The sequence below is a fragment of the Gordonibacter sp. Marseille-P4307 genome (assembly GCF_900604965.1).
GTDB lineage: Bacteria > Actinomycetota > Coriobacteriia > Coriobacteriales > Eggerthellaceae > Berryella.
Window position 1 is genome coordinate 697,310 of the sequence record NZ_UWPD01000001.1, and the last position, 25,248, is coordinate 722,557.

Below are 25,248 nucleotides of genomic sequence, written 5' to 3' on the forward strand. Positions count from 1 at the left end.
CCTTTTATACTGACTGGTCAGTTTTTTGAAGAGTATAGAACCGGCGTCCAGTAGTGCTATAAAAATGACCGAACAGTCAGAAAATGCACACATTCCCTGAAAGGGCCCTCAAATTCCCTGATTTCAGACTCAATAATTAAACATAACTGTAAAAAATGTTCAATAATGTTCGATAATGATTAAACAGGTGATTATCATTCATATCAAAACATATCGTTCAATGTCTCTGATCTGGGGGAATGATACTTTTAAGACCTTGCGGGATCGATGGAAAGCGGGAATAATTGATGGATGCAGGCATTACTGCGTGCAATTCGATTGTGTGCTTTGTGTCTGGGGAAAGCAATCGAAAAGGGATAAGAAAGGGGAGGTGCAGTATGGATATCTTTACCGACGTCGTCACGCTTTCGCGTATCCAGTTTGCGTTTACGGTAGCGTTTCATTTCATCTTCGTGCCGCTGTCGATCGGCCTTGGTCTGATCGTTGCGATTTTCGAGACGAAACACTATCGCTCGGGCAAGCAGGAGGACGCGGCGGCCGCGAATTTCTGGCTGAAGATCTTCACTACTACTTTCGCAATCGGTGTTGCCACGGGCATTACCATGGAATTCTCGTTCGGAACGAACTGGGCGGACTATTCGCGCTTCGTGGGCGATATCTTCGGCGCTCCGTTGGCTGCCGAAGCCCTGTTCGCGTTCTTCCTGGAGTCGGTGTTCCTGGGGGTTCTGCTGTTCGGCCGCAAGCGCGTGTCGCGTAGATTCTACATGGTGTCCGCGTGGCTGGTTTGGGGCGGCTCCATGCTCTCCGCTCTCTGGATCCTCATTGCGAATTCGTGGATGCAGACGCCGGCCGGGGCCGAGCTGGCCAGCGACGGCTCGAAGGCTATCATCACCGACTTCTTCGCAGCCGCGTTCAACCCGTCCACCGCTGCGCGCTATTCGCACACGGTTTTGTCCCTGCTGGTTCTCGGCGCGTTCGTGTCCATCGCCATCGGGGGCTACTATCTGTTGAAGGGCCGTCACAAGGACTTCGCCGTGAAGACCGCCAAGGTTGGCGCTGTGGTTGGCTGCATCGCGACGGCGCTTCTTCTGGTTTCGGCTCACTCCACCGCCGTGGGCGTGGCCGAAGAGCAGCCCACCAAGCTCGCTGCGATGGAGGGCCAGTACGGTGACGAGCCCTCCGCTCTGTACCTGTTCGGATACGTCGATGCCGAAAACGAGAAGGTTGTCGCGCCCGTCGCTATTCCCGGCGGCACCAGCTTCCTTGCCACCGGCTCGTTCGACACGGTTATGCCCGGTCTGAACTCGCTGTCCGAGACCGAGAAATTCGGCGCGCTCGATCCGCACGATATTCCCGTCAACGCGATCTTCCAGTCGTACCATCTGATGGTGGCCTGCTTCGGCCTGATCGCGCTCGTGTTGATCCTGGTGTTTTTGGGCCTCAAGAAGCCCTCTCTGCTTGAGAAGAAATGGCTGCAGCGCCTGATGCTGATCGGCCCCCTCTTCCCGTTCGTTGCGATCCAGGCCGGTTGGATGACCGCCGAGGTGGGACGTCAGCCCTGGGTCGTCTATCCTTCCACCACGGGTCCCGATGGGATCTCCCTGCTCACCGCCGATGCCATTTCGCCGTCGGTGTCGGCTCCCGAGTTGCTGCTGACCATGGCGCTGTTCATCCTGGTGTACGTGTTCTTGTTCGTGGCCTGGGTTCGCGTCATCGGGCGCTTCCTGAAGGAAGGCCCCCAGAACGTCGAGCTGCACGACGCTGTTGCAAAGGACGGTGAGTAAGCATGGACTTCACTTTCTTGCAGGTACTCTGGTACTTCTTGATCTTCCTGCTCATCGCTGGCTATTTCATTCTCGATGGCTTCGATCTGGGTATCGGCATCCTGGCTCCGTTCGTGGCTAAAAACGAGCACGAGATGGAGATCGCCCGTCGTGCGATCGGACCGGTTTGGGACGGCAACGAGGTGTGGCTGCTCACCGCGGGCGGCGCTTTGTTCGCGGCGTTCGCGCCCGCATACGCCACCACGTTCTCGGGTTTCTACCTCGCCATTATGCTGGTGCTGTTCGGCCTGATCCTGCGTGTGGTCGGCCTTGAGTTCGCCCACCGCGATCCTGCGTGGCTGAAGGTGTGGAACGTGCTGTTTTTCGTAGGCTCCCTGTTCCCGGCCTTGCTTACGGGCGTTGCCGTCGGCAACATCTACGCGGGCATTCCCATGGATGCGGCCGGCAACTACATCGGCGTTCCGTTGCTGGGCCTGGTTACTCCGTTCACTCTGCTTTGCGGCCTGCTGGGTCTTGCCATGATGCTCGCTGCGGGGGCCTGCTGGCTTGCTCTCAAGGCGCCGATGGGCTCCGACCTGCGCAAGCGTTCGGTTTCGATCCGTCGCCCGCTGCAGATCGCGGCATGCGTGCTGTTCGTGCTGGTTTCCGTGTACGGGCACTTCGTGATCCAGCCCGCCATGGATCCGGCTCTGGGCGTTCTGCGCTGGGTGTTCGTCCTGCTGTTCGTGGCGGCGCTGGTGGGGTCGCTCGTGTTGGCCGCTCGCGATGAGGCCGATCTTCCCGTGTTCGTGCTGCAGTCTGCTGCCGCGTTCGCGCTTGTGTTCCTGCTGGCCACCTCGATGTTCCCGAATCTGGTGGTCGCTTCGGCCGACAGCATCGGTCCTGCGCTGACCATAGCGAACTCCGTGGCCGCCGATTCCACGCTGTTCTGGATGACCCTCATCACGTGCGTGGGCGTGCCTTTGGTGCTTGCCTATCACGTGGTCACGTACCGCCTGTTTGCGGGCCGCGTCACCGACGAGGATCTGGAGGGCGGCTACTAGGCTGTTTTCCCGACCCGAGTGAGCGGTTTTGGCGCCCCTGAGCGTTTCGGAGAACCGATCTGGGGTATTCGAGGGCCCCGTCGCGTAAGCGGCGGGGCCTTTTGCATGCGATGGGGGTTCGGGGGTCCTTCCCATCGGGGCGCTTGCGCGCTGGGTTCGCCTGTCGGCTCCGCGTACTTTTCCCGGTGGATTCCTCGTAGGGTTCGCCGAAAGGGGAGGGCGTCCAGCGCGATCGGGGAGGTTTGGTCTGGTAAAGTGGGGAATATGAATCCTTCAGCGAAATCAGAGCCCGATCCGGGCCTTCTCTCCCGTCTCAAGAGAGCATGGGGGATCGGACGCCGCGCGCAGGTCTCGGAAGAGGACATAAAAACCCTTGTTACCGGAACCGATAACATCATCGACGACAAGAAGCGCATGATCGGGGAGATCCTCGATCTCGACTCACTGGTGGTAAGCGACGTTATGACGCCGCGCGTCGATATGATCTGCGTTGAAGACACCGAAACCGCCAGAAACGCGCTGGACCGCATGCTCGGCACGGGGTACTCGCGCCTTCCGGTGTTCCACGAAGATCTCGACGACGTGGTGGGCATCGTTCATCTGAAAGACCTCATCCAGCCTTGCGTCGAAGGCCAGGGAGATGCGCTCGCCGCCGATTTCGCCACCGATCCCTACTTCGTTCCCGAATCGAAGGACATGTTTCCGCTGCTCAGGGAGATGCAAACGAATAGGCAACAGATAGCCGTGGTGGTTGATGAGTACGGCGGCACCGATGGTTTAATTACCATAGAAGATATCGTCGAAGAGATCGTAGGGGAGATCATCGACGAGACGGACGCGGAGGACCCGTACCTGGTGGCGGTCTCGGATACCGAGTGGATCGTCGATGGACGGTTCACGGTGGAGGAAGCCCGCGATCTGGGCTGGCCGGTGCGGGAGTCCGAGGGGTACGACACCATTGCCGGGTGGTTTATGGATATGATCGACGTGGTCCCCCAGGTAGGGCGCGAACTCACCATCGAGGGTTATCGCTTCAAGGTGGAGGGTATGCGTCGGCGCCGCATCCGCATGCTGCGCGTATCCAGGGATGCCGCATCGAAAGCGCAGGCGTTCGCCGATGACGGCGCTTCCGAGTCCGTTCGCGGCTGCTAGCATCCCCAAAGCGTGACGCGCCTCGGGCGCGTGGAAGGTTTGCGGTGGAGAAAAAGCTTTTCAGAAGCGAGGATGGCATCATAGCGGGCGTTTGCGGCGGATGCGCTGAGGCGCTGGGGGCAAGCGCTGCCGTGGTTCGCCTTATCGCTGTCGTGCTGATGGTGGTTAGCGTCGGCTTAGTCGGCGCGGTGTATCTCGCCCTGTGGTATTTCATACCCAAACGCCAAGATTCCTCATCGGTCCTCGACGTGGTGCCCGAGTTCGCTCATTCGGATCGATACGGCGAGATCGTCGGTTCGGGTTCCGACCATGAGGGCGGGTGCGGGCATTCCGGATCGCCTCGAAAGCTTATGGGGTGGGGGGATGTGCTCCGCCCGCGTTCTTTAGACGACGATCTGTTCGATCGCGATCGGAGGTCGTTGCCCACCGTGGCCCGCGCGGGGATCGCCATCGGGCTTCTGGCTATGTTTGCGGTCGTGGTATCGCTGGGCATGCCGTTTTTCCCCGGGGCGGCGTGGTGGCAGTTCTGGCCCCTTCTCCTGATCGCGTTCGGTGTGGTGCTGATCGTCTTGCCGCTGCGCGACTTTGCCAATCGCTCGGCCATGCACCTGTTCGGCGTGTCGATGGTTTTGCTGGGCGGCGGCCTTACCCCTACAACCCTGGGTATGTTGTCGCTCATTACCTGGCTCAACGACATCATCGCGCTGTGGCCGGTGGTAATTGCTGCATTTTACCTGTTCGGAGCAGGGTATCGCCGACGGTCCACCCCGCTTATGCTGGCAGGGGTGGCGCTCCACGGCGTATTTGTGATCGCCGGCGTGTTTTTCTTCGCGGTGCCGGGAAGCCTCGAATGCATCGACTTCTCGCATATCGGCGGAGGCGTGGTCGCCGTCAATTCCGATGGCTCGGTCTGGCTGTTCTAAGGCGAACAGAATCCGCAGGGTTTATGGAGAGGCGCCGCCGGAATTGTTGGCCGCGCCGTCCATCTACGGTAAAATATCGCTCTGCATACGCAATCGCTTCAGATGCGCACTCAGCTGAAACACCTCCCAAACAGACCCTCAGCTGACCCCGTGGTTCGCGCGGGAGGGCATTGTGCGCTCGGGTGCTTGCATACAGAGAGGAACAACGCCTAATGGCTTCAACGACCAGGCAACGAAGGCGCGTTGCGGCAAGCTCCATCGCCGGCGCAGTCGCCGCTGTCGCCCTTGTAGGGGTGATCGGCCTTAACGTTGCATCCGCCAACAGCGGAAGTACCCAGGCGGATCGGTTCGGCATCGAGATGGCCGCGCTGAGCTCCGCCTCCCCTGCTCCTTTGGGCGATTTCGCGGCCGAGGCCGCCGACGCGTCGTACGGAGCTTCTACGCTTTCCCAGTCGTCCCCGCGCAACATCGACGCCGGAGTTTTCGCCATCGAGGAAGAGGAGAACGCCGCGGCCGAAGCCGAGCGCCAGGCGAAGGCCGCCGAAGACGCCGCTGGTTTGAATCGCGCGCGCAGCGCCATGGCATCCCAAGGTTCTACCGGGGCGTCCATCGGCTTGTCCGAGGTGGACTGGACGGTGGGCCACGATGTGTTCGTCGAGGAATGGGCGAAGCGCATCGATGTGTTCCTTGCGGGATCTCCGCTGGCGGGCCAGGGCGATAACTTCGCGCAGGCCGCCTGGGATAACGGAGTCGACCCGCGCTGGTCGCCCGCTATTTCCAAAACCGAGAGCTCGCGCGGTGCGATCTGCTTCCTTCCCCATAACGCCTGGGGTTGGGGTGCGTCGAGCTGGATCAGCTTCGACGAGTCGGTAAGCGCCCACGTTGCCGGGTTGGCCAAGGGGTACGGCTACACGCTTTCCAAGGGGGCCGCCGCCAAATACTGTCCGCCCAACACCGATCACTGGTATGCCAGCACTTTGGCGTCGATGAAGAGCATCTAGGCTTTTTCGACTGCGGCTGACAAGGTAACCCGATGTGCGACAATGGACCCGAGCGACCGCTCGGGTCTGTTTTCGTTCCCTCGTCTCGAAAGGGCTCGCATGAGCAACATCATCGTGGTCGGCTGCGGACGCGTGGGCTCGCAGCTTGCCAACATGCTTTCCGACAACGGGAGCAATGTGTGCGTCATCGACAAGAGCGCCGAGGCGTTCGCCAACCTGGGGCGCAACTTCAACGGATCAACCGTCCAGGGCATCGGCTTCGATGAAGACACCCTGGTGAAGGCGGGGATCGAAGACTGCGATGTGCTTGCCGCAGTTACCCAGTCCGACACGGCCAACCTCATGGTCACCGAGGTCGCCACCCATCTGTACGGGGTGCCCCATGTCATCGCGCGCCTGTACAACTCCGATCACGAGCGCGCCTACATGCAGCTGGGAATCGATTACGTGTGCGGCACGTCTCTTGTGGCCGAAGAGGTGTTCGGCAAGACGGTATCGGGACATGGCGCCCATCTCGACACGTTCGGCGAATACGAGGTGCTGCGCTTCTCGCTGAACCTCAAGCATCTCGACCGCAAAACCATTCGCGTTTCCGAGATGGAGCGCGTGCACGATATTCGCATCGTGGCGTTCGAGCGCGCCGACGGATCGGCCTCGTCCATTCCGACGGGCGACTCGGTGCTGTATCACGGGGATACCGTTCTGGCATGCGTCCGCCACGAGCTTATCGATCAGTTTTCCATGTACATACAGGGGTAGGAATGCTATGCGCGTAGTAATCTCGGGTGGCGGAAAAGTGGGCGAGTACCTTGCCACCGTGCTGCTTTCCAGCGGAAACGAAGTCATCATCATCGAACGCGATGCCGATGTGGCCGATCGCCTGTCCATGCTGCTTTCGGGCCGCTATCTCGTTATAGTGGGGGACGGCTGCGACTCGAAAAGCCAGGAGGATGCGGGTATCCGCCGCGCCGACGTGTTCGTCGCCACCACCGGCCAGGATGACAACAACCTGGTTGCCTGCGAGATCGCGCAGCGCGTGTTCAAGGTGCCGCGCGCCGTCGCGCGCGTGAACGCTCCGAAAAACCAGCGCATCTTCCGCACTTTGGGGATCGAGAGCGTCTCGTCCACCCAGCTTATCGCGAATCTCATCGAAGAAGAGACCCTGCTCGGTTCGATGAGCACCATCACGTCCCTTACGCACAGCAACGTGTTGCTCACTGAAATCGTTGTGCCGCGTTTCCGCAGCCATGCCGAAGACGAGGGCGTGCCGGTAGCCAACCTGGATATGCCGGACGGCAGCATCATCGCGGCGGTCGCGTTGTCCGATCGCATCGAGGTGGTTGGTCCCGAAACGGTGGTGCGCCCCGGTGATCGCGCGATCGTTATAGCCGACCAGGAAGCCGTTGACGACGTCCGCGATATGCTGAGGAGCCTGTAGGTTTTCTCGTTCGCGAAAACCCGGCCGTGCGAACGAGTCGGTGTTCGAGGTATTACGGGGCGCTTTGCGCGCCCGAAGCATGATTCAAGCCGCCAAGGTGAATTTCGACAGGAAGGAACAACATGATCGGCCGTTACACCCGTTCTGAGATGGGGGCTATCTGGGAGACCCAGAACAAGTTCGAGATCTGGAAGGAAATCGAGATTCTGGCGTGCGAAGCGCAGGCCGAGTTGGGAGCGGCGGGTATCACGAAGGAAGAAGCTGCCTGGATTCGCGATCACGCGAACTTCACGGTCGAGCGCGTCGACGAGATCGAGAAGGTTACGAATCACGACGTCATCGCGTTTCTCACCAATATGGCCGAGTACATCGACGCGGACGTCCCCGAGGGGTCGGAGCCGCCCAGTCGCTGGGTTCACTACGGAATGACCTCGTCGGATCTGGGTGATACCGCCCTTTGCTACCAGATCGTGCAAGCGTGCGACATCATCCTTGCCGACATTCGCCGGCTGGGCGAGACGTGCCGCCGCCGGGCGTTCGAGTTCGAGGACACGCTGTGCGTCGGGCGCACGCACGGCATTCACGCCGAGCCGATGACCTTCGGTATGAAATTCGGAAGCTGGGCCTGGATGCTCAAGCGCGCCGAAGAGCGCATGCTGCAGGCTCGGGCCATGGTGGCCTGCGGTGCCATTTCGGGCGCCGTGGGGTCGTACTCCAACATCGATCCGTTTGTCGAACGGTATGTGTGCGAGAAGCTGGGGCTGACCCCCGATCCCCTATCCACCCAGGTAATCGCGCGCGATCGCCACGCTCAGACGATGTGCGCCCTGGCCGTGGTGGCCGCCGAGCTGGAGGCCATCGCCACCCAGATCCGCCTTTTGCAGCAGTCCGACGTGATCGAGGCCGAAGAGCCGTTCAAGAAGGGTCAGAAGGGCTCGTCGGCCATGCCCCATAAGCGCAACCCCATCACGGTCGAGCGCGTGTGCGGCCTCTCGCGTATCGTGAAGGCCAACGCCCAGGTGGCGCTTGATAACGTGGCGCTGTGGTACGAGCGGGACATCAGCCATTCGGGTGCCGAGCGCGTGGCGCTGGCCGATAGCTTCATCGCGCTCGACTATATGTTCGGCAAGATGCAACCCCTTTTGGACGGTCTGTTCACCTACCCCGCCAAGATGGAGCACAACCTGTGGCGCACGCGCGGGCTCATCTTCTCGTCCAAAGTGCTGCTGGCCCTGGTTCAGACGGGCATCACGCGCGAGGACGCTTACGTTATCGTCCAACGAAACGCCATGGCGGTGTGGGAGGATATCCAGAATGCGGTGGACGGCCCCACGTATCGTCAGCGCCTCGAGGCCGACCCCGATGCGCGCCTCACGTCTGACCAGCTGGATGCCATTTTCGACCCTCGTGCATTCCTGACGCGCAAAGACGCCATCTTCGCCCGCCTGAACGATCTGAGCTTCGAGGCGTAGGGAAGGCCTTCCGATCAGTTCGCCGGACTCCATATCTTCACGCGGCAGACCTGGGTTCTCTCTTCGTTTACGGGTTTGTAGTCAACGCTGGTAAATGTGACCAGCTTGGAATGTGCGCCCGTGGTGGCGGTGTACTCGCCGTAGGTATCCGCTCCGTCGTCAACGTCGATGGTGAAGTACGTTCCGCTTTCCAGGTCGACCAGCGCAACGGCGTAGGTAGACTTCACTACAAGCAGTTTGCCGCACCAGCACGGAGGAGCGGAGGGGGTTCGTCCGAATCGGAACCATAAAGCCGCATCGTAGTCGCCTTTGCGCGTATCGCTCATTGGGCAGTAGGTTCCCATTTGGGATAGCCCTTCGCCCGAATTGTAGATTCGCTCGAGCGAGAACGAGAAGCCCTGGGGTCCGTAAGCCACGGAAAGGGGCGTCATGCCGGCGGGAAGGACGACGGAGTCTTCACGTTCGCGCGAGGCGGCCCCGAAGTACAGCAGCTCGAAGTGGGTCGGGTTTTCAGCCGAACGGGCCGCAAACGATACGCCGTTCGCGGCTGCGTACAGAGGCGTGGCGGCGTTCTTGTGCGCGGTATGGATCTTCTCGGGGTCGTCAGACCCGAACGAGCAGGCGTACAGCGCGCAGGAGCCTTTCACGACCTTGTCCACGGCTTTGGGATTCACCAGCCAGAACGCGAACGATTCGGATGCAGCGAGCGTCGGGGTGTCGGTGGATGCGTCACCCGAGGCCGCCAAGACGGGCGATCCCGCCTTGGTTCCGGCAAGCGAAGCCGTGTAGATGCGCCAGGTGCCGTCGAGGATGTTCGCTTCGGTCCAGACGATTCCCGCAGAAGAGGCCCGCACATCGTATATCTCGAAATGCTCGGAGAGCCCCACCGGCTTCTCGATCACCGTAACCGGTCCACCCGCCTTGCCTATTTCGACGATGCCCACGCGCGCAAGGGGACTTCCCGTGTCGGAGGGAACGAGGCATGCGGCCACGGCATCGTCGCTGGCGAAGACGAGCGATCCTAACGGCAGGTCGAACGAGCCGATTTGGCGCAGGTGAGCACTGTGGTCTTCGACCAGCTCGAAGTTGTCAAGCGTCTTCACGGAGCCTTCCGGCACGTTGAGCGACGCGATCTGCCGGCTCTTCTTCTCGGAATTGGACGTAGCGACTTTGATACCGCCTGCCACCAGGGCGATAGCCCCTACGCCGGCTGCTCCGTAGAGGAATTTCCTGCGCGATAGGAGCGTCTGCCCGTCGTCGGCTGCGGTGCCGCGCGGGCGGCGTGCGGCACCGGGGGGGTTCAGATGGTTTCCGCGTTGGCTGCGGACGCGCGCACGCGGCCGTCCCGCCGCACGGACGGAACGGTGGGTGTGCGTGCCGTTGTTTCTGCTGAAGCTGCTCATCGTATTGTTGATTTTGTCATTTAAAGCACGCTCTGCGCCGTTTAGCTGGGAATTGTTACAATAACCCCAAATGCAGCGCGTCGTTCGAGCTCGTTTCGGTGCGCTGCGCCGGCTTCTTTTCCTATATGAGGATGAGGTGATCTTGCTGTGAGCAACGAAACACGTCGCATTCTTCTGGTCGAAGATGAAAAAGCTATCCGCGATGCGGTGACCGCGTATCTCGAGCGCGAGAACTACTGGGTTACCGCGGTGGGCGATGGTCAGGAAGCCCTCGATGAGTTCGGAAAGCATCATTTCGACCTGGTTATTCTCGACCTCATGCTTCCCCGTGTTCCCGGTGAGCGCGTCTGCCGTGCCATTCGCGACAACTCCGACGTGCCTATCATCATGCTGACCGCAAAGGGCGAAGTCGAGGATCGCATCATCGGCCTCGAACTTGGTGCGGATGACTACCTTATCAAGCCGTTCAGCCCCCGCGAGCTGGTTGCGCGCGCTCGTGCGCTGCTGCGCCGCGTTCATGCCGATTCCGAGCCCCAGCGCGAGGTTCTCGAGTTCGGCGACCTTACCATCGACGTATCGGGTCACAAGGTGCTGGTTCTGGGCAGCGAGGTCGATCTCACCGCCAGCGAGTTCAAGCTGCTCACCACGCTGTCCCGCTATCCGGGGCGCGTTTATTCGCGCATGGAGCTGGTTGAGAAGGTGCTGGGGTACGACTTCGAAGGGTACGAGCGCACCATCGACAGCCACGTGAAGAACCTGCGCGCCAAGATCGGCGACAACCCGCGCCATCCCAAGTGGCTGCACACCGTCCATGGGGTGGGCTACCGCTTTGAGGATCCTACGGCCGTCCCCTCAGACGAATAGCGCCCGATTAGCAGGAGGTCCGCGCAGGGGGCCTCGTAAGGAATAGACGTGTCCGATACCACCCAGCAACAGGAATCGCCGTCGCGCGAGCCGTCGAAGGGGAAGCGCTTCGCCACGCTGGCGCGCCTCACCTACACGACCCGCATGACGGTTTACTTCGCCTTGATCGCAGCGATGACGGCGCTCATCGCCATCGGGGTGGTGTCGTTTGTGTGGGAGCAGTACTTCCAGATGTACACGCGCGACAACATGCAGGCGCTGGCCGAGTCCACCGCCGAGCAGATCGCGTTGCGCTACGCCCAGTACGGGTCGTACAATTCCTCGTCGATAGCTCCGGCCGATTACGCGGCAAGCGTGTATCGGGGTATGGGCGTGCAGGTGGTCGATGCCGATGGCAAGGTGGTGTACGACTCCACCGTCATCCAGGCGGTTGACGGAGACGGCGGCAACGTCGAGCTGCCTTCGCTGGCCCCCAAGCACGGCACGGGCAACACCGCGCGTTCTCCTATCGTCGTTTCCAACCAGGCCATCGGATCGGTGCGCGTATGGGTCGAGGGGTCCGACACGCTGCTGCGCGAGGCCGACCGCGAATTCCGAGACCGGTCGTATCAGGCTATGATCTGGGCTACCGTTATCGCCATCATTCTCGCGTCGCTTATCGGGTACCTGTTCGCCCGCAACCTCGTGCGCCCCATCAAGCGCATGACCGATACCGCCATGGCCATGAAGGAAGGCAACCTGTCGGCTCGCACGGGACTGACCGGCGACGACGAGGTTGCCGAGCTGGCCAAAACTTTTGACGCGATGGCCGAATCCGTCGAACGCGATAGGCAGCTCGAGTGCCGCCTGACCACCGATGTGGCGCATGAGTTGCGCACGCCGCTCATGGCGATTCAGTCTACGGTCGAGGCGATGGTCGATGGCGTGTATCCCGCCGATGAAGAGCATCTCGACATCGTGAACTCCGAGGTTCAGCGGTTAAGCCGCCTGGTCGATTCCCTGCTTAAGCTCTCGCGTCTCGAGAACCGCTCGATGCCGCTGAAAGAAGAGCTGGTCGATGTGGGCGAGCTGATCGCCGCGATCGTGACTACACACGATTCGTACGTGCGCGAGTCCGGCTTGACGTTGGTATACGATGCCGATCCGGGCGTGTGCGTTATGGGGGATCCCGATATGATCCGCCAGGCCACGGCGAACCTCGTTTCCAATGCCGTGCGCTACACCCCTGAGGGCACCATCACCGTGAGCGTCAAACGCGAAGGGGGCATGGCCGCCATTTCCGTATCCGATACGGGCGTGGGTTTGTCTCCCGAGGAAGCGAAGATGGTGTTCGATCGGTTCTGGCGCGCCGACGAGCACCGCAACCGCGAAAGCGGGGGCTTGGGCATCGGGTTGTCGGTAGTCAAGGAGATCGTCGAGCGTCATCACGGTCGCGTGGGGGTCGAGGGCGAGAAGGGCGTCGGGGCTCGCTTCACCCTGTATCTTCCGCTGTACGACGAGCGATCCAAGCAGAGACAGGCGCGCAAGCGCTAGCTTCCTCGCTTTTTGACGGGAAAAGATGCCGATGACGTGACTGCGCCGCGGATCATGCGGGATAATGGCGCTTGTCTGTTGGTGGGCAAGCGCGAAGGGAAGCGAGCGACTGTGAGCGTAATCGACATCAAGCCCGATGCTCAGGGCAAAGTGAGGGATCTGTACGATCTGGGCGACAAGCTGCTATTGGTGGCAACCGACCGCATCTCGGCGTTCGACTACATCCTTCCCGACGAGATTCCCGGCAAGGGCATCGTGCTCACGCAGCTGTCGTGCTTTTGGTTCGAGCTGCTTGCCGGCGTGGTGGAGAATCATCTCATATCGTCTGACGTGGCCGATCTGCCCGAGCGCTTCAAACCCTATGCCGACTACCTGCGTGGACGCTTCATGTTGGTGAAAAAGGCCGAGATGTTTCCCGTCGAGTGCATCGTGCGCGGATACTTGGCCGGCAGCGGATTGAAAGAGTACGACGACCGGGGGACCGTGTGCGGGATATCGCTGCCTGCGGGCCTGGTGAATTCGTCCAAGCTGGTCGAACCCATCTACACGCCCTCGACCAAGGCCGAAGTGGGGGGCCACGACGAGAACATTAGCTTCGAGCGCACCGCCCAGCTGATGGGCGAGCAGGATGCGGCTGCTCTGCGCGATCTGTCGCTTGAGGTGTATACCGCCGCCCGCGACCACGCGGCTGAAAACGGCATCATCATTGCGGATACCAAGTTCGAGTTCGGACGCGTCGGCGGCAAGATCGTTCTGGCCGACGAGGTGCTCACTCCCGATTCCTCTCGTTTCTGGCCCGGCGATGCGTACGAAGAGGGCAAAGACCAGCCCAGTTTCGACAAGCAGTTCGTGCGCGATTGGCTGAGCGCTCATTGGGACCGTCAGGGCACCCCTCCCCATCTTCCGCAGGACGTCATCGAGAAAACCGCCGAGAAGTACGTGCAGGCCTACGAGAAGATCACCGGTCGTCCGTTTACGTACTAAGCACGCAGCAATTCAAGGAGCAGTTCGAGCATGAGTCAGCGCAACCCTCTCAACGAGCGTTACACCACTGAAGACAGGATGGGAAAAACGCGCAAAAGCGCCGCATCGGCCAAGCCGGCGGCCAAACGCGCAGCGACGGTGCGTTCGGCACCCCAGAAAACGAAGAAGGAGAAGCGCGCCGAGCAGCGCGAACGCGAACGCAAGGCCGATGAGAAGCGCTATCGGGCCCAGCGGGATCTGTACAACGTGCCCACCGAAGAGTACAGGCGGCTCCGTCGCACCTGGTGGATCGTGCTGGTGGCGGCCGTTGCCTGCACGGTTCTGTCGTTCGCCCTTTCTGCCGTTTCGGGCCTCGAGACCGTCTCGACGGTGTTTTTGGTCGTGGGATACGCCCTGATCCTGTTCGCTCTCTACATCGATTTCGGGAAAACCCGCAAGCTGCGCAAACAGTACGCCGCCCAGGTTGCGAAGAACAAGTCGAAGGCCGTCCGAGCTGAGCAGAAACGCGCCCGCGCTGAACAGCGCGCCCTCGAATCGGAGGCGAAAGAGAATCCCGAGGGTGCGGCAGGCGAGGAGCCCCGGGGAAAGGGCGTGTTTTCAAAGCTGTTCAAACGATAGCGAAAAAACGCGGACAAGGTTGCGAAGAGTCCCGGTTGCCTTTGGTCGAGGCGGCCCGGACTTTTTTCCTAGGCGGCGTCGAAGGCCGACGCCTCGTTTCCGATCTGGGCCTTCGCGTGGCTTTTCCGCGTGAGGAAGTAGAAGAGGGGCGTATCGAGCGCGGCCATCGCGAACTTGAGGATATACTGGCCCACCATCATGGCTCCCAGCGTGGGGAGCATGGAGGAATCGAACAGCCATCCGAAACCGAATCCGAAGCTGATTCCGATGAACACCACCGTATCGATGATCTGCGAAGTCATTGTCGAAGCATTGTTCCAGATCCAGCGCTTTTTAGGAGCTGTGGCTTCGTCTTTGGTCATGAAACGGTTGCGTAGTCGGTGGAACACTTGAACATCCCATGACTGGGATAGCAGATACGCGGTCATGCTGCCGACGACGAACACGGCGTTTTGACCCAGCAGCATGTCGTAGGCCGACTGCATATCGGGGTTCACGGCGGGGAGGGCTTGCGTGATAAGTATGAGAACGAGGGCGATCAGCTGGCAGGCGAAGCCGCCCCATACGATCGTCTGGGCCTCCTTGCGGCCCCAGATCTCTCCGATCACGTCGGTCATGAGGTAGGTGATGGCGTAGCACAGCGCGGCGCCGGGGACGGCGATGGTGCTTCCGAACAGGGGAATACCGGTTTGGACGGTTTTGGCGGTCACCATGTTCGAGACCACCAGCGACACGGCGAACACCATGGCGCACAGCATGAGGTTGCGATTCGTTCTCTTCATGTGTCATCCTTAGTTTTTTATGGTTGGATTTCGCGAACAACCCCCGTCGAAGCGGGAACGCGCCATTCGGGCGCGGGTGCCTATTCTAGGCGTATTCCAGCGGATCGTCTATACCGTTGGCTCGAAAAGCCGCGATGCGGTCAATGCAGGTTCCGCATGTTCCACAGGGCTTCGAGCTTCCCTCGTAGCACGACCAGGTGAGATGGTAGGGCACTTGCATATCGAGGCCGCACTTGACCACGGCTGCCTTGTTGACGTGGACAAACGGCGCCTCGAGCGAGACAAGCCCGTAGGTTCCCAGCTCGATCGCGCGACCCATGGTGCCGACGAATTCGGCGGAGCAGTCCGGGTAGGCGCTTCCGGCCGCATCGTCGGCGTGGGCTCCCAGATAGAGGAGCACGCGTCGATCGGGATAGATGGACAGGGCGAATGCCGCGGCGGCAGAGAGCATGAGCCCGTTGCGGAACGGAACGTACGTGCTGACGGGTCCCTCTTCGCGCCCTTGGATCTGTTGGCCGTAGCTTTCGTGCTCGATGGGATGGGAGCTGCGGGCCATAAGCGCGTTGGTTGACGCCGCAAGTGCGTTGGAGAGATCCAGCATATGCTGCGCAACCTGGTAATGCTTGGCAACCGCTTGTGCGCTCTCGAGCTCCCGGACGTGTTTTTGCCCGTAGCTTACACCCAGCGCCGTCACGTTTTCGGCGCCGAAGCGCTTTACGGCCAACGCCAGGCAGGTTGTGGAGTCGATGCCCCCGCTCGAGAGGATGACGGCGCATGAGGCTACGGGCAAAGCGGGACTATCCATTAGCGCGCACCATCTCCCGCATCGAGGTCGGAAAGCTGCTCGAACATGCGGGCCTTCGCCGTACGCTCGTATCCAAAATCAGGATTTGCCCAGTTTGCAAAGGGATAGATTGAAATTCCCCCGCGTGGGTAGAACATCCCGCGCACTTCGATGTACTTGGGTTCCATCAGCTTTGCCAAGTCGTTCAGAATGACGTTGGTGACGTCTTCGTGGAAGTCGCCGTGGTTGCGAAACGAGAACAGGTACAGTTTTAGCGACTTGCTTTCGACCATTTTCACGTGGGGGATGTAGTTGATGTAGAGCGTGGCGAAGTCGGGCTGTCCGGTGATGGGGCACAGCGTGGTGAACTCGGGACAGCGGAACGTGACCATGTAGTCGCGGTCGGTATGCTTGTTCTCGAACGTTTCCAAGACGGTGGGGTCGTAGTCGGGCGAATAGACGGTGCCCTGGTTTCCCAGCAGGGTAAGGCCTTCGCTTTTTCGGTTCTCTGAAGCCACGTGGCTGCCTTTCTCCTTGGGTGTTGTGCGCTACGACTATAGCAATACTGTGTGGGGTCTGGGTGGGCGGCGGAGCTCGTCTTTATAATGAAACCTTTGCAGGCGGCGTTTTACGCTGGCTGTGCCGACTGAAAGGAGCCTGATGCCGGCGCGTGATTCACGCAACATGCGTCCGAGGCGCCGCCGAACGGCGCCCGTGGGGCCTGTCGTTGCGGCCGTCATGGCGATCGCGGTTCTGCTTGCCCTGTTCGGTCCCGCGCGCTGCTTGTCGAGTTCGCCTTCTGCAGCGCAGGGGGGTTCCGGAGGACTCTCCGAGCTTCCGCGCAACCAGTATCGCTGGACCGGCCTCGAACGCACTAACGACAGGCTGGCTTATACGGTAGACGGTCGGGTCCTCTCCCGTGTGGGTGTCGATGTTTCCAGCAACCAGGGCGCGGTGGATTGGAACGCGGTTGCCAACGACGGTATCGAGTTCGCCTACATTCGCCTGGGGTATCGCGGAACGGCTACGGGCGTCATGATGATCGACGAGAACTTCGAAGCGAACCTACAAGGAGCCCGTGCTGCCGGCTTGGATTGCGGTGCGTACTATTTCTCCCAGGCCGTCAGCGTCGAAGAGGCGCGGGAAGAGGCCCAGGCGGTTATCGACCAACTGGGGGGTCGCCCGCTGCAGCTTCCCGTGGTGTTCGACTCCGAAACCAGTGCGGCGGGGACGGGCGTATCGCGCACGGCCGATCTGGACAGTCAGCAGATAAGCGATATCGCGCTGGCTTTCTGCGAGCGCATCGAGGCGGCGGGGTACCGTCCGATGGTGTACGGCAACGCTTCTGATTTGGGGCGCTACGACTTGCTTAGAGTGATGGAGCATCCTCTGTGGTGGGCCGAGTACGATGCGGGGGTTCCCACCACCATTCTCGACTTCAAAGTTTGGCAGTACACCAACAAGGGAAGCGTCAAGGGGATTTCCGGATCGGTGGATTTGAACATCGAGATGTCGAGGGTTTTCTAGCCTGTTTATCGCGGGAGGGGCAGCCGCTCGGAAACGTCCAGCTCCCAGTGGTTGATATCCAGCCAGCGTCCGAACTTGCAACCGACCTCGTGCAGCGTTCCGCGGTACTCGAAGCCGAAACGCCGATGAAGCTGTTCGCTGGCATCGTTTCCGCCGGTTATCACCGACACGATGCGGTGGGTGCGCCCGTCTGATTGCGCTGCCCGTATCAAATGCCCCATAAGCTTCGCACCGATTCCGCGACCGCGCCCGTCGGGGTGCACGTACACGGATAGCTCGACGGTGGGGCTGAAAGCGTCTTTGTCCCGATAGGGCGACAGGCATGCGAACCCGAGCACATCCCCGCCGTATTCGGCAACGACGAGGGGGTGGTTGTTGCGGTTGTGGCGCAGGGCGAATGCCCGCCATGCGGCGGCGTCGACCGGTTCGATATCGAAGGTGGCCACACCGTGTTCAACTTCATGGTTGTAGATGCTTCGCGTCGATTCCAGATCAGACGGGATATCGGGCGACAGGGGGCGAATCGTCAGGCTGCGGGCGGCGGCACGGCGCTTGATGGCGGAGGCATCTGCCCGGCAGGCTTGAGGATAGGCGGCGTGCGGATTATCGGCGCTCGGCAAAAGGGATCGTCTCCAGCGACTCTTCATCCAGATTGCCGTCGAACACGTAGTGCTTGGTTTCTCGGGCAACGATGCCGGACAGCGCCAACGTGATGATGATATTGGGGACTGCCATCAGGGCGTTGGTGATGTCGGATATGGTCCACACGACGTTTCCGAGGCCGACCGCCCCCAAAAACGTTGCGAAAACGTACATGATCTGGTAGACCTTGATGCCCTTTTGCCCGAACAGGTAGGCAACGGCGCGGTTTCCGTAGTAGTACCAGCCGATGATGGTGGAAAACGAGAACGCGATGATGCCAAGCGCGAGGATGGGCGCGCCGATGTAGGGGATCTTCTCGAACACGAGGCTGGCAAGCTGGGTGCCGGTGATGTGTTCGATCGAGGAGACCGCACCGACCAGCTCGGGGTTGGCTAGCAGGGTCGACACGATGACGATGCCCGTCAGGGCACAGATCACCACCGTGCTCCAGAACGCGCCGGTCATGGCGACCAGGGATTGCTGCGCGGGGTTCTTGCTCTGCGCAGCCGCCGCGATGATGGGTGCGGAGCCGAGGCCGCTTTCGTTCGAGAACAGGCCGCGCGCGCAACCGTATTGAAGCGCAACCATGACGCCGCTGCCGACGGCGCCGCCGAACGCGGCTCGGGGGGTGAAGGCGCACAGGACGATCTCTTGGAGGGCGGGAATGATGAAGGCGCTGTTCATTATCAGAATGGCGATGCATCCTCCCGCGTAGCCGACGGCCATGACGGGGACGAGGAATTCGCAGACCCGTGCGATGGACTGCACGCCGCCGATGATGACGATCGCGGCAAGCACGGCGATGACGATGCCGACGGCGAAGGCCGGGGTCGCGGTGTGCGAGGTGATGATGCCGGTCATGGCGTTGGACTGGACGGCGTTGCCGATGCCCAGCGCGGCGATGGCGGCAAACACGGCGAACAGCACGGCGAACGCGCGCGCGATCGGGGGCGTCTTCCCGTTTTTGCGGAAGGCCCGCTCCCAGGCGTACATGGCGCCGCCCAGCATGCTCCCGTCGGCGTCTTTCACACGGTATCTGATGGAGATGAACACCTCGGAATATTTAGTGGCGATGCCGAAGATGCCCGTGATCCACATCCAGAAAATGGCACCGGGGCCACCGGCGAGAATGGCGGTTGCGACGCCGACGATCGATCCGGTGCCGACCGTGGCCGCCAGCGCCGTCGCCAGCGCCCCGAAGTGGCTGATGTCGCCCTCGCCCTCGCCGTGGCTGTCAAGCGACATCCTCACGGCCAGGGGAAGCTTGCGCTGGATGAAGCCGGTGCGCACGGTGAGGAACAGATGCGATCCCAAAAGCAGAAGGATCATGGCGGGCCCCCATACGAGGGCGTCGATCGACTCCAGAATTTCCATACGGCTCTTTCGTGTTCCTGCTGCGCCCGACGGGCGGTGTCGACGCGGCGGTTGAATGTGGTGACGAGGGAACATACTAGCACTGCCCCCGCCGTGCCCTTGGTGCTGATGCGTGCCGAAAGCGGTCAGCGGTGCCCGCTGCTCACAATCACCATAGAATGCTTTCGCTCGATCAGGCGATGAAGAGAGAAATCGAGAAATTCGTCCAAGATGTCGGCAACCCGTTCGGGATCCCCGTCTCGTTCAGCCTTCTAGATGCCCGTCTGCACGGCCTCTCGATTCTTCGTGGACAGCGATCCGCACCTGAACACCCCCGCTAACTGCGAATACATCGTTTCATATCGGAGAGGCGACTAGATTGCGAACGTCTGGCCCTCTCATGCAGGGCGGCGTGTTCCTTGTCGTGATGGGCGTTTTGATGATAACGGGTCGGCTGACGGCGCTCATGTCGTTTTTGAATTTCTAACGTTCACTTGAACTGGGGCGATCATTCGCCGCGGGAAAGGAGCTTGCTTTATGGAGAAGCAGATGAATCGGGGTTTGAGGGCTACTGTGCTTGTCGTTGCGCTGGCGGTGTTACTGGGCGGGGCTGCTTTCGCCTACAATGCCCTGTTCGCTTCGTCGAAAGCGGGAGACGTGCAGAGCGCACGGACCTCACCCGACACCGCGGGTATCGGCCAGGGATCCGCCTTAACTCCGTCGCATCCTTTGGGTGGAACCAGGGTGGGCGAGGCGGCTGCGGACTTTTCGCTTTTCGATGCCGAGGGAAGAAAGGCCAGCCTATCGGCCATCCGAAACGGAAAACCTACCGTTGTGAACTTTTGGGCCACCTGGTGTCCGTACTGCCTGAGGGAAATGGAGGCCTTCCAGTCGATGTACGAGCGCTACGGCGATCGGGTGAACTTCGTGATGTTGAACGTGGCCGACACGTCGGGAGAGACGGATTCGGCGCAAGCCTACGTGAAAGAGGAGGGCTATACGCTCCCGATCTATTACGATCTCGAGCATGCGGGCAGCAAGACGTACAACGTAAGCGGACTTCCCGCGACGCTTGTTATCGGTGCCGACGCAACGATTCGGTACAAAGGGGCCCGCGAGATGAGTCGGGACGATCTTGCCAAGCAGATCGAGGCGGCGCTGTAGGGAGCATCAGGCTCGACCCTTCTTCCTTTCTTCGAGGGCGCGCTGCTTCTCCCGGTGTTTGAGGTACTTGCGGTGTGCCTTCTTGCGGGCCTCTCGGATGCGGCGGATCTCTTCGTGATGAAGGCGGCTTCGGTCCGTGAGGCTGAGGCCGCGCACCTCGTCTCCGCGCAAGCGACGGATGCTTTCGATACGAGCGGCTATCGCATCGATGCGCGGGTCGTCTTCGGCGAACCCGAGGGATTCCGCCATGATGATCGCCACGTCGCGAGCGGGCGCGTCCGAGTACACCATGCGTTCGACCTTGAATCGCGTTCCCAGATCGACGAGCCTGCGTTTCTCGTCGGCAGACCGACCCGATTCGCCCCCGGCCGCCTCGCGGCTGATCTTGTGGACGGTTTGGGCGTCAACCACCTGGTAGGCCAACTGTCCCACCAGCGGCATGAGGAACACGGTTATGGCTCCTGCGGCAACGAAGGTGGAGGCGAAGTCCTGCGGCATGGCTCCGGCGCGTACGGCGATTGAGGTGACGGCTACGATTAAGGGCAGCGCCGTCGCGCAGTAGATGGCGACCGACGCGCGGTTCTGCGCGGGCATGTCGCGCGTCTCCCTGTGAATGCTGGTAGCGACAAAGATAGGAATCGCCCTGATCACGACAAGCGCCACGATAAGGGCGATCAGGAGGGCCGGCTGGGCGAACACGCTTGCAACGTCGATTTTCCCGCCTGAGACCACGAAGAACACCGGGATGAAGAATCCGAATCCGATCGCATCCAGTTTGTGCTCGAGCGCGTGGTCGCCATCGGGCATGATCGAGCGCAGGGTGAATCCGGCCGCGAACGCCCCCAGCACGATATCGAGGTCGAAGACATCCGAAATGGTGACCAGCAGCATAAGCAGCCAGATGGTGAGGCGGACGAACGTTTGGGACGTGGTGTCGGCCTTTGCCTCGATCGATCGGTAGAAGCGGCTGCCGCGTTCGCGTACGCCGGCGGCGTGCCGTGCGATGAGCACGCACAGGATGGCCAGCCCCAGCAAGATGATGGCGCTTTTCCAGGCGCTGCGGGCCGACAGCAGCATGACGATGGCGATGATGGGCGCCACTTCTCCCCAGGTTCCGTAACTGATGATGCTGTCTCCCACCGCAGTTCCCAAAACCCCGCGCTCTTTGAGGATCGGCATGAGCGTGCCGATGGCCGTGGTCGTAAGCGCGATCGCTAGGGCGACGTTGGCAAGCGATCCGAACCCGACGGCGGGTAGGGCGGCTCCGAACACCAGCGCGAACGCGAAGCTCGCGGCCCAGGTGGCAAGTCCCGCCCGTCCTTGGGAGCCGGTGAGCGAATCGGGGTTGATCTCGTATCCGGCCAGCAGGAACAAAAACGCCATGCCTAGCTCGGACAAGAGCGACACCGGTTCATCGATGGTGAACAAATCGAGGCCGTAGGGCCCCAAGAGCGCACCGATCACCAGGAGAAACACCGTTTCGGGGATGATCTTTCCCGGAATGCGGTCGGCGAATGCGGGGCAGAGCGCTCCGATGGTCACGATGACGAGCAGCGATGCGAAGTCGAATTCCATGAGAGATCCTCGGTTGTTTTCGGCGTGCGGAGGGTGCGGTCGGTGCGGAAGGCTACGACTCGTTTTCCCGTGCGACGAGGCGCGCGGCCCCGTAGCGATCGCGCAGAACGGGCTTTTCGATCTTACCCGTGGGATTGCGCGGCACATCGGCGAATATATAGGCGCGCGGGCGCTTGTACCGAGGCAGCCTGATGCAGAATTTTCGCAGGTCGTCCTCGGTGAGATAGGAATCGGGCTTCGCTTCCACCACCGCGCACGAGATTTCTCCCAGGCGCGCGTCGGGAAGCCCGATGACGGCGACGTCCTTGACGGCGGCGTGCCCGCGCAGGAAGTCTTCGATCTGGACGGGATAGATGTTCTCGCCGCCCGAGATGATGACGTCCTTCTTTCGATCGACCAGGTAGATGAAGCCGTCTTCGTCCACTTCGGCCATGTCTCCTGTGTACAGCCATCCGTCGCGCAGCGTCTCGGCGGTTGCTTCGGGGTTCTTGTAGTAGCACACCATCACGCCGTCGCCGCGCAGGCACAGCTCGCCTGCTTCGTGAGCGCCGGCGGCGACGGGCGTGCCGTCCTCTCGACGCACCTCGGCTTCCCAGCCGTATCCCGGCACGCCGATGGCACCCAGGTGGTCGAGGTTTTTCACCCCCAGATGAACGCTGCCGGGACCCATGCCTTCGGACAGACCGTAGTTCGTGTCGTACTGATGGGAGGGGAAATACTCGGTCCAGCGGCGGATGAGGCTGCGGGGCACGGGCTGCGCCCCGATGTGCATGAGGCGCCACTGATCCAGGGAAAGCTCGTCGATATCGACGTCTCCGCAGTCCAAAGCGTCCAGGATGTCTTGCGCCCAGGGAACCAGCAGCCATACGATGGTGCAGCGCTCTTCCGAGACGGTCTGCAGAATCCAATCGGGCCGCACGCCGCGCAAAAGCACCGCGCGCGAACCCGAGGCCAGGCTTCCGAACCAGTGCATCTTGGCGCCCGTGTGGTACAGAGGGGGGATGCAGAGGAACACGTCGTCGGGCGTCTGGGCGTGATGACGCCGCTCGACCTTAGCGGCGTGGACGAGCCCCCGGTGAAGGTGGAGTATCGCTTTGGGAAACCCGGTGGTTCCGCTGGAGAAGTAGATGGCCGCCTCGTCCTCGTCCGATACGCTTACGTCCGGCTCGGAGGCGGGTTGGCTCCAGATGCAGCTGAAGTAGCTTTCAGCCCACGAGGGGCAGGCTTCGCCGACGTAGAAGAAGCGCTCGACAAGGGGGGTATCGCCCACGATCCCCTCGACGCGCTCGAGGAACTCGGGGCCCAGGATAAGGGTCGAGACGTCGGCCAGATCAAGGCAGTACTTTATCTCGTCGGCGGTGTAGCGGAAGTTCATGGGGACCACGATGGCCCCGGCCTTCAGGATGCCGAAGTATATGGGAAGCCATTCCAGGCAGTTCATCAGGAGAATGCCCACTTTGTCGCCGCGCTTCACTCCCGAATCGACAAGCAGGTTCGCGAAGCGGTTCGCGTTTTGGTTGAACTCGCACCACGAGATCTCGCGTCGGTAGCGCTTGGAAGGATTCGCCTCGACCAGTTCGTACTCGCGCCACGTCACCCCTCGGCTTTCGCGTCGTTCGGGATTCACCTCGACCAGCGCGATATCGCTCGGCTTCGTGCGGGCGTTGTCGATGAGGTACTGGGTGATGGGCATGCTCGGTCCTTCCGGCGCGCGAAGACACCTCCGGCTTTCCTTTCCGCTACGGCGATCAAGTATAGCGCGGCATCCCCCGAAGAGAGCAGATGCGTGGGTGCGGACGTAAAAAGAGCCCACCGCATCTGCCGGATCGATGCGGTGGGCAAGAGGTTTGCGATGCGCTATTCGACGCCGACGATGACATCGGTCGATTTGATCAGGGCGACGGCATCGGAACCGACGGCGAATCCGAGCGACTCGACGGCTTCGTTGGTTATGGATCCGCAGATTCGCAGGCCGTCGACGGTTTCAAGGACGACATGGCTGTTGACGGCGCCCTCGGTGACGGATACTACCTTTCCGGCGATCTGGTTGCGGGCCGAGATGCCTGCGATCTTCGCGGAACCGGAGGCGAATACGACGTTGGTGGCCTTTACGATGGCGACGGCCTTGCCGCCGGTCGCCAATCCGAGATCCTTGACGGCTTCGGAGGTGATGTTCGCCTTGATGACGCTGCTTCCTACCTCGATGGCGACGATGCTGTTCACTGCCCCGTCGGTGACGGATTTAACGGTCCCTTCGAATTGGTTTCGTGCGGATATCCTCATGGCTGCTTCCTTTCCCTGGGTGTTGGCGGGCACCGGGTGGTGCTGTGGCGCCCCGCCCCGCCGTTCGTACGGAGGGGATACGGGCTGTCTTTGCCATCATGCCGCAATCGATCCGGTGCGGGCGCTTTTGTCAGGCAATGTTGACCACCTGTTTTGTTTTGTGGAGGAAATATGATGCCGATGAGTTATATAATCCATTAGGTATTGCTTATTTTGACGGGAGCGTTGCGCATGTTCGACAAGATGGGGGCGGTCTCTCATAGAGTTTCGTCTTCTATTGCGGTCCTTCTCTGGGCGGCATCGGCCCTCCCATTCGTTTGGAGGGAAGGTTACCTTTATGCCGCTGTGATCCAGGCCGTGTTCATGGTGGTTCTGTCGGCTTTGAACTTCAAGGTGGGTCTTCCTCAGCGCAATGAGATCGTTGCGTTCTGCCTCGCTTGGGCTGCCCTCTACCTCGTGTGGGTCGCTGCTCAGATACGGCTTGCCCTCATCGTCGCCCAACTGGTCGTTGCCGGCATGTGCCTGTTCGTGGTCTTCCTCTCTTTGCCCAAGCGCTACCGCGATCGCTCGCGTTCGAGCAAGGCTGCGTTCTCAGCGGCGCTTCTGTGCTGCGCGGCGATGCAGGCGGGTATCGTTTTCCTCATGATCTTGTGGCTTCAGTCCGCATCCCCGCTGGAGGTGCAGTCGATCGGAAGGGCGATCCCTCCCGATATGCTTTGATGGGGATCCGCCTCGCTTGTCGCTGTTCGATAGGGACTCCCGATTGATCGCGCGGATTCGGACTCTTTTCTGCGTCCGTCTGCTGCGCAGAGACCCGCGATTCCGCTTCGTTTTTGCATGCGGTCACGACCTGTCGGCCTTCCGTGCATCGTGAAATACTATTGTTTCTTTGTAAAAATATTCTAAAAGTAGTATAAATATAG

At 61.0% G+C, this 25,248-nt stretch carries 24 protein-coding genes; 15 read left to right on the forward strand and 9 right to left on the reverse strand.

The window, feature by feature from the left end:
* The first annotated feature begins 377 nt into the window (after nt 1–377).
* The 8 genes from EIH26_RS03095 to purB all read left to right on the forward strand — a co-directional run bounded on the left by EIH26_RS03095 (nt 378) and on the right by purB (nt 8,813).
* Nucleotides 378–1,784 carry a cytochrome ubiquinol oxidase subunit I gene (locus EIH26_RS03095; protein ID WP_124060727.1) on the forward strand — a complete coding sequence of 469 codons (1,407 nt, stop codon included), beginning with the start codon at nt 378–380 and terminating at the stop codon, nt 1,782–1,784.
* 2 nt (nt 1,785–1,786) lie between these two features.
* Nucleotides 1,787–2,827, forward strand: a complete 1,041-nt coding sequence (gene cydB, locus EIH26_RS03100) for a cytochrome d ubiquinol oxidase subunit II (RefSeq protein ID WP_124060729.1) — start codon at nt 1,787–1,789, stop codon at nt 2,825–2,827.
* A gap of 264 nt (nt 2,828–3,091) precedes the next feature.
* Nucleotides 3,092–3,979, forward strand: coding sequence for a hemolysin family protein (locus tag EIH26_RS03105; RefSeq protein ID WP_241152739.1), 888 nt, complete (start codon nt 3,092–3,094; stop codon nt 3,977–3,979).
* 44 nt (nt 3,980–4,023) lie between these two features.
* Nucleotides 4,024–4,902, forward strand: a complete 879-nt coding sequence (locus EIH26_RS03110; protein ID WP_164470962.1) for a PspC domain-containing protein — start codon at nt 4,024–4,026, stop codon at nt 4,900–4,902.
* Nucleotides 4,903–5,114: 212 nt separating this feature from the next.
* Nucleotides 5,115–5,903, forward strand: coding sequence for a CMP-2-keto-3-deoxyoctulosonic acid synthetase (locus tag EIH26_RS03115; RefSeq protein ID WP_124060734.1), 789 nt, complete (start codon nt 5,115–5,117; stop codon nt 5,901–5,903).
* Nucleotides 5,904–6,002: 99 nt separating this feature from the next.
* The gene (locus EIH26_RS03120) at nt 6,003–6,662 is read left to right on the forward strand and encodes a TrkA family potassium uptake protein (protein ID WP_124060736.1); all 660 of its coding nucleotides are present in this window, start codon (nt 6,003–6,005) and stop codon (nt 6,660–6,662) included.
* A 7-nt stretch (nt 6,663–6,669) separates the two neighbouring features.
* Complete coding sequence (locus tag EIH26_RS03125) at nt 6,670–7,341, forward strand: TrkA family potassium uptake protein (protein WP_124060738.1); 672 nt, start codon at nt 6,670–6,672, stop codon at nt 7,339–7,341.
* A gap of 122 nt (nt 7,342–7,463) precedes the next feature.
* Entirely contained in the window at nt 7,464–8,813 is a 1,350-nt protein-coding gene (purB, locus tag EIH26_RS03130) for an adenylosuccinate lyase (protein ID WP_124060740.1), read from the forward strand.
* Between the two features lie 14 nt (nt 8,814–8,827).
* Here purB and EIH26_RS03135 read toward each other — a convergent pair whose 3' ends face one another.
* Nucleotides 8,828–10,216, reverse strand: a complete 1,389-nt coding sequence (locus tag EIH26_RS03135; RefSeq protein WP_124060742.1) for a twin-arginine translocation signal domain-containing protein — start codon at nt 10,214–10,216, stop codon at nt 8,828–8,830.
* A 147-nt stretch (nt 10,217–10,363) separates the two neighbouring features.
* On the opposite strand from EIH26_RS03135, the gene EIH26_RS03140 reads away from it, so the two are divergent.
* The 4 genes from EIH26_RS03140 (at nt 10,364) to EIH26_RS03155 (ending at nt 14,215) form a co-directional block, all read left to right on the forward strand.
* Nucleotides 10,364–11,080 carry a response regulator transcription factor gene (locus EIH26_RS03140; RefSeq protein ID WP_124060744.1) on the forward strand — a complete coding sequence of 239 codons (717 nt, stop codon included), beginning with the start codon at nt 10,364–10,366 and terminating at the stop codon, nt 11,078–11,080.
* Between the two features lie 48 nt (nt 11,081–11,128).
* A complete protein-coding gene (locus EIH26_RS03145; protein ID WP_241152740.1) occupies nt 11,129–12,613 on the forward strand; it encodes a HAMP domain-containing sensor histidine kinase in 1,485 nt (494 codons plus the stop codon).
* Nucleotides 12,614–12,724: 111 nt separating this feature from the next.
* Nucleotides 12,725–13,597 (forward strand): phosphoribosylaminoimidazolesuccinocarboxamide synthase, encoded by an 873-nt coding sequence (locus tag EIH26_RS03150; protein WP_124060745.1) that lies wholly within the window; start codon nt 12,725–12,727, stop codon nt 13,595–13,597.
* Between the two features lie 30 nt (nt 13,598–13,627).
* A complete protein-coding gene (locus EIH26_RS03155) occupies nt 13,628–14,215 on the forward strand; it encodes a hypothetical protein (RefSeq protein ID WP_124060747.1) in 588 nt (195 codons plus the stop codon).
* 68 nt (nt 14,216–14,283) lie between these two features.
* Here the strand turns inward: EIH26_RS03155 and EIH26_RS03160 are convergent, their stop codons facing one another.
* The 3 genes from EIH26_RS03160 to queF all read right to left on the reverse strand — a co-directional run bounded on the left by EIH26_RS03160 (nt 14,284) and on the right by queF (nt 16,299).
* Nucleotides 14,284–14,997: a queuosine precursor transporter gene (locus tag EIH26_RS03160; RefSeq protein ID WP_124060749.1), complete on the reverse strand. Its 714-nt coding sequence runs from the start codon at nt 14,995–14,997 to the stop codon at nt 14,284–14,286.
* Between the two features lie 85 nt (nt 14,998–15,082).
* On the reverse strand, nt 15,083–15,802 hold the full coding sequence (gene queC / locus EIH26_RS03165) for a 7-cyano-7-deazaguanine synthase QueC (protein WP_124060751.1): 720 nt from the start codon (nt 15,800–15,802) through the stop codon (nt 15,083–15,085).
* A complete protein-coding gene (gene queF / locus EIH26_RS03170) occupies nt 15,802–16,299 on the reverse strand; it encodes a preQ(1) synthase (protein WP_124060752.1) in 498 nt (165 codons plus the stop codon). The genes queC and queF overlap by 1 nt, the downstream gene beginning before the upstream one ends.
* A gap of 142 nt (nt 16,300–16,441) precedes the next feature.
* Here queF and EIH26_RS03175 point away from each other — a divergent pair, with 142 nt between their 5' ends.
* Entirely contained in the window at nt 16,442–17,308 is an 867-nt protein-coding gene (locus EIH26_RS03175) for a glycoside hydrolase family 25 protein (protein ID WP_241152741.1), read from the forward strand.
* A 5-nt stretch (nt 17,309–17,313) separates the two neighbouring features.
* Here the strand turns inward: EIH26_RS03175 and EIH26_RS03180 are convergent, their stop codons facing one another.
* On the reverse strand, nt 17,314–17,928 hold the full coding sequence (locus tag EIH26_RS03180) for a GNAT family N-acetyltransferase (protein WP_206424663.1): 615 nt from the start codon (nt 17,926–17,928) through the stop codon (nt 17,314–17,316).
* Complete coding sequence (locus tag EIH26_RS03185; RefSeq protein ID WP_124060756.1) at nt 17,912–19,324, reverse strand: sodium:alanine symporter family protein; 1,413 nt, start codon at nt 19,322–19,324, stop codon at nt 17,912–17,914. Before EIH26_RS03185 ends, EIH26_RS03180 begins: the two co-directional genes overlap by 17 nt.
* 516 nt (nt 19,325–19,840) lie before the next feature.
* Here EIH26_RS03185 and EIH26_RS03190 point away from each other — a divergent pair.
* Nucleotides 19,841–20,467: a TlpA disulfide reductase family protein gene (locus EIH26_RS03190; protein WP_124060758.1), complete on the forward strand. Its 627-nt coding sequence runs from the start codon at nt 19,841–19,843 to the stop codon at nt 20,465–20,467.
* Between the two features lie 6 nt (nt 20,468–20,473).
* Here EIH26_RS03190 and EIH26_RS03195 read toward each other — a convergent pair whose 3' ends face one another.
* The 3 genes from EIH26_RS03195 to EIH26_RS03205 form a co-directional block, all read right to left on the reverse strand.
* The gene (locus EIH26_RS03195) at nt 20,474–22,042 is read right to left on the reverse strand and encodes a cation:proton antiporter (RefSeq protein WP_124060760.1); all 1,569 of its coding nucleotides are present in this window, start codon (nt 22,040–22,042) and stop codon (nt 20,474–20,476) included.
* 52 nt (nt 22,043–22,094) lie between these two features.
* Nucleotides 22,095–23,735 carry a class I adenylate-forming enzyme family protein gene (locus tag EIH26_RS03200; RefSeq protein WP_124060762.1) on the reverse strand — a complete coding sequence of 547 codons (1,641 nt, stop codon included), beginning with the start codon at nt 23,733–23,735 and terminating at the stop codon, nt 22,095–22,097.
* A gap of 164 nt (nt 23,736–23,899) precedes the next feature.
* A complete protein-coding gene (locus EIH26_RS03205; RefSeq protein WP_124060764.1) occupies nt 23,900–24,325 on the reverse strand; it encodes a molybdopterin-binding protein in 426 nt (141 codons plus the stop codon).
* 231 nt (nt 24,326–24,556) lie between these two features.
* On the opposite strand from EIH26_RS03205, the gene EIH26_RS03210 reads away from it, so the two are divergent.
* Nucleotides 24,557–25,045, forward strand: a complete 489-nt coding sequence (locus EIH26_RS03210; protein WP_124060766.1) for a hypothetical protein — start codon at nt 24,557–24,559, stop codon at nt 25,043–25,045.
* Nucleotides 25,046–25,248: the final 203 nt, after the last annotated feature.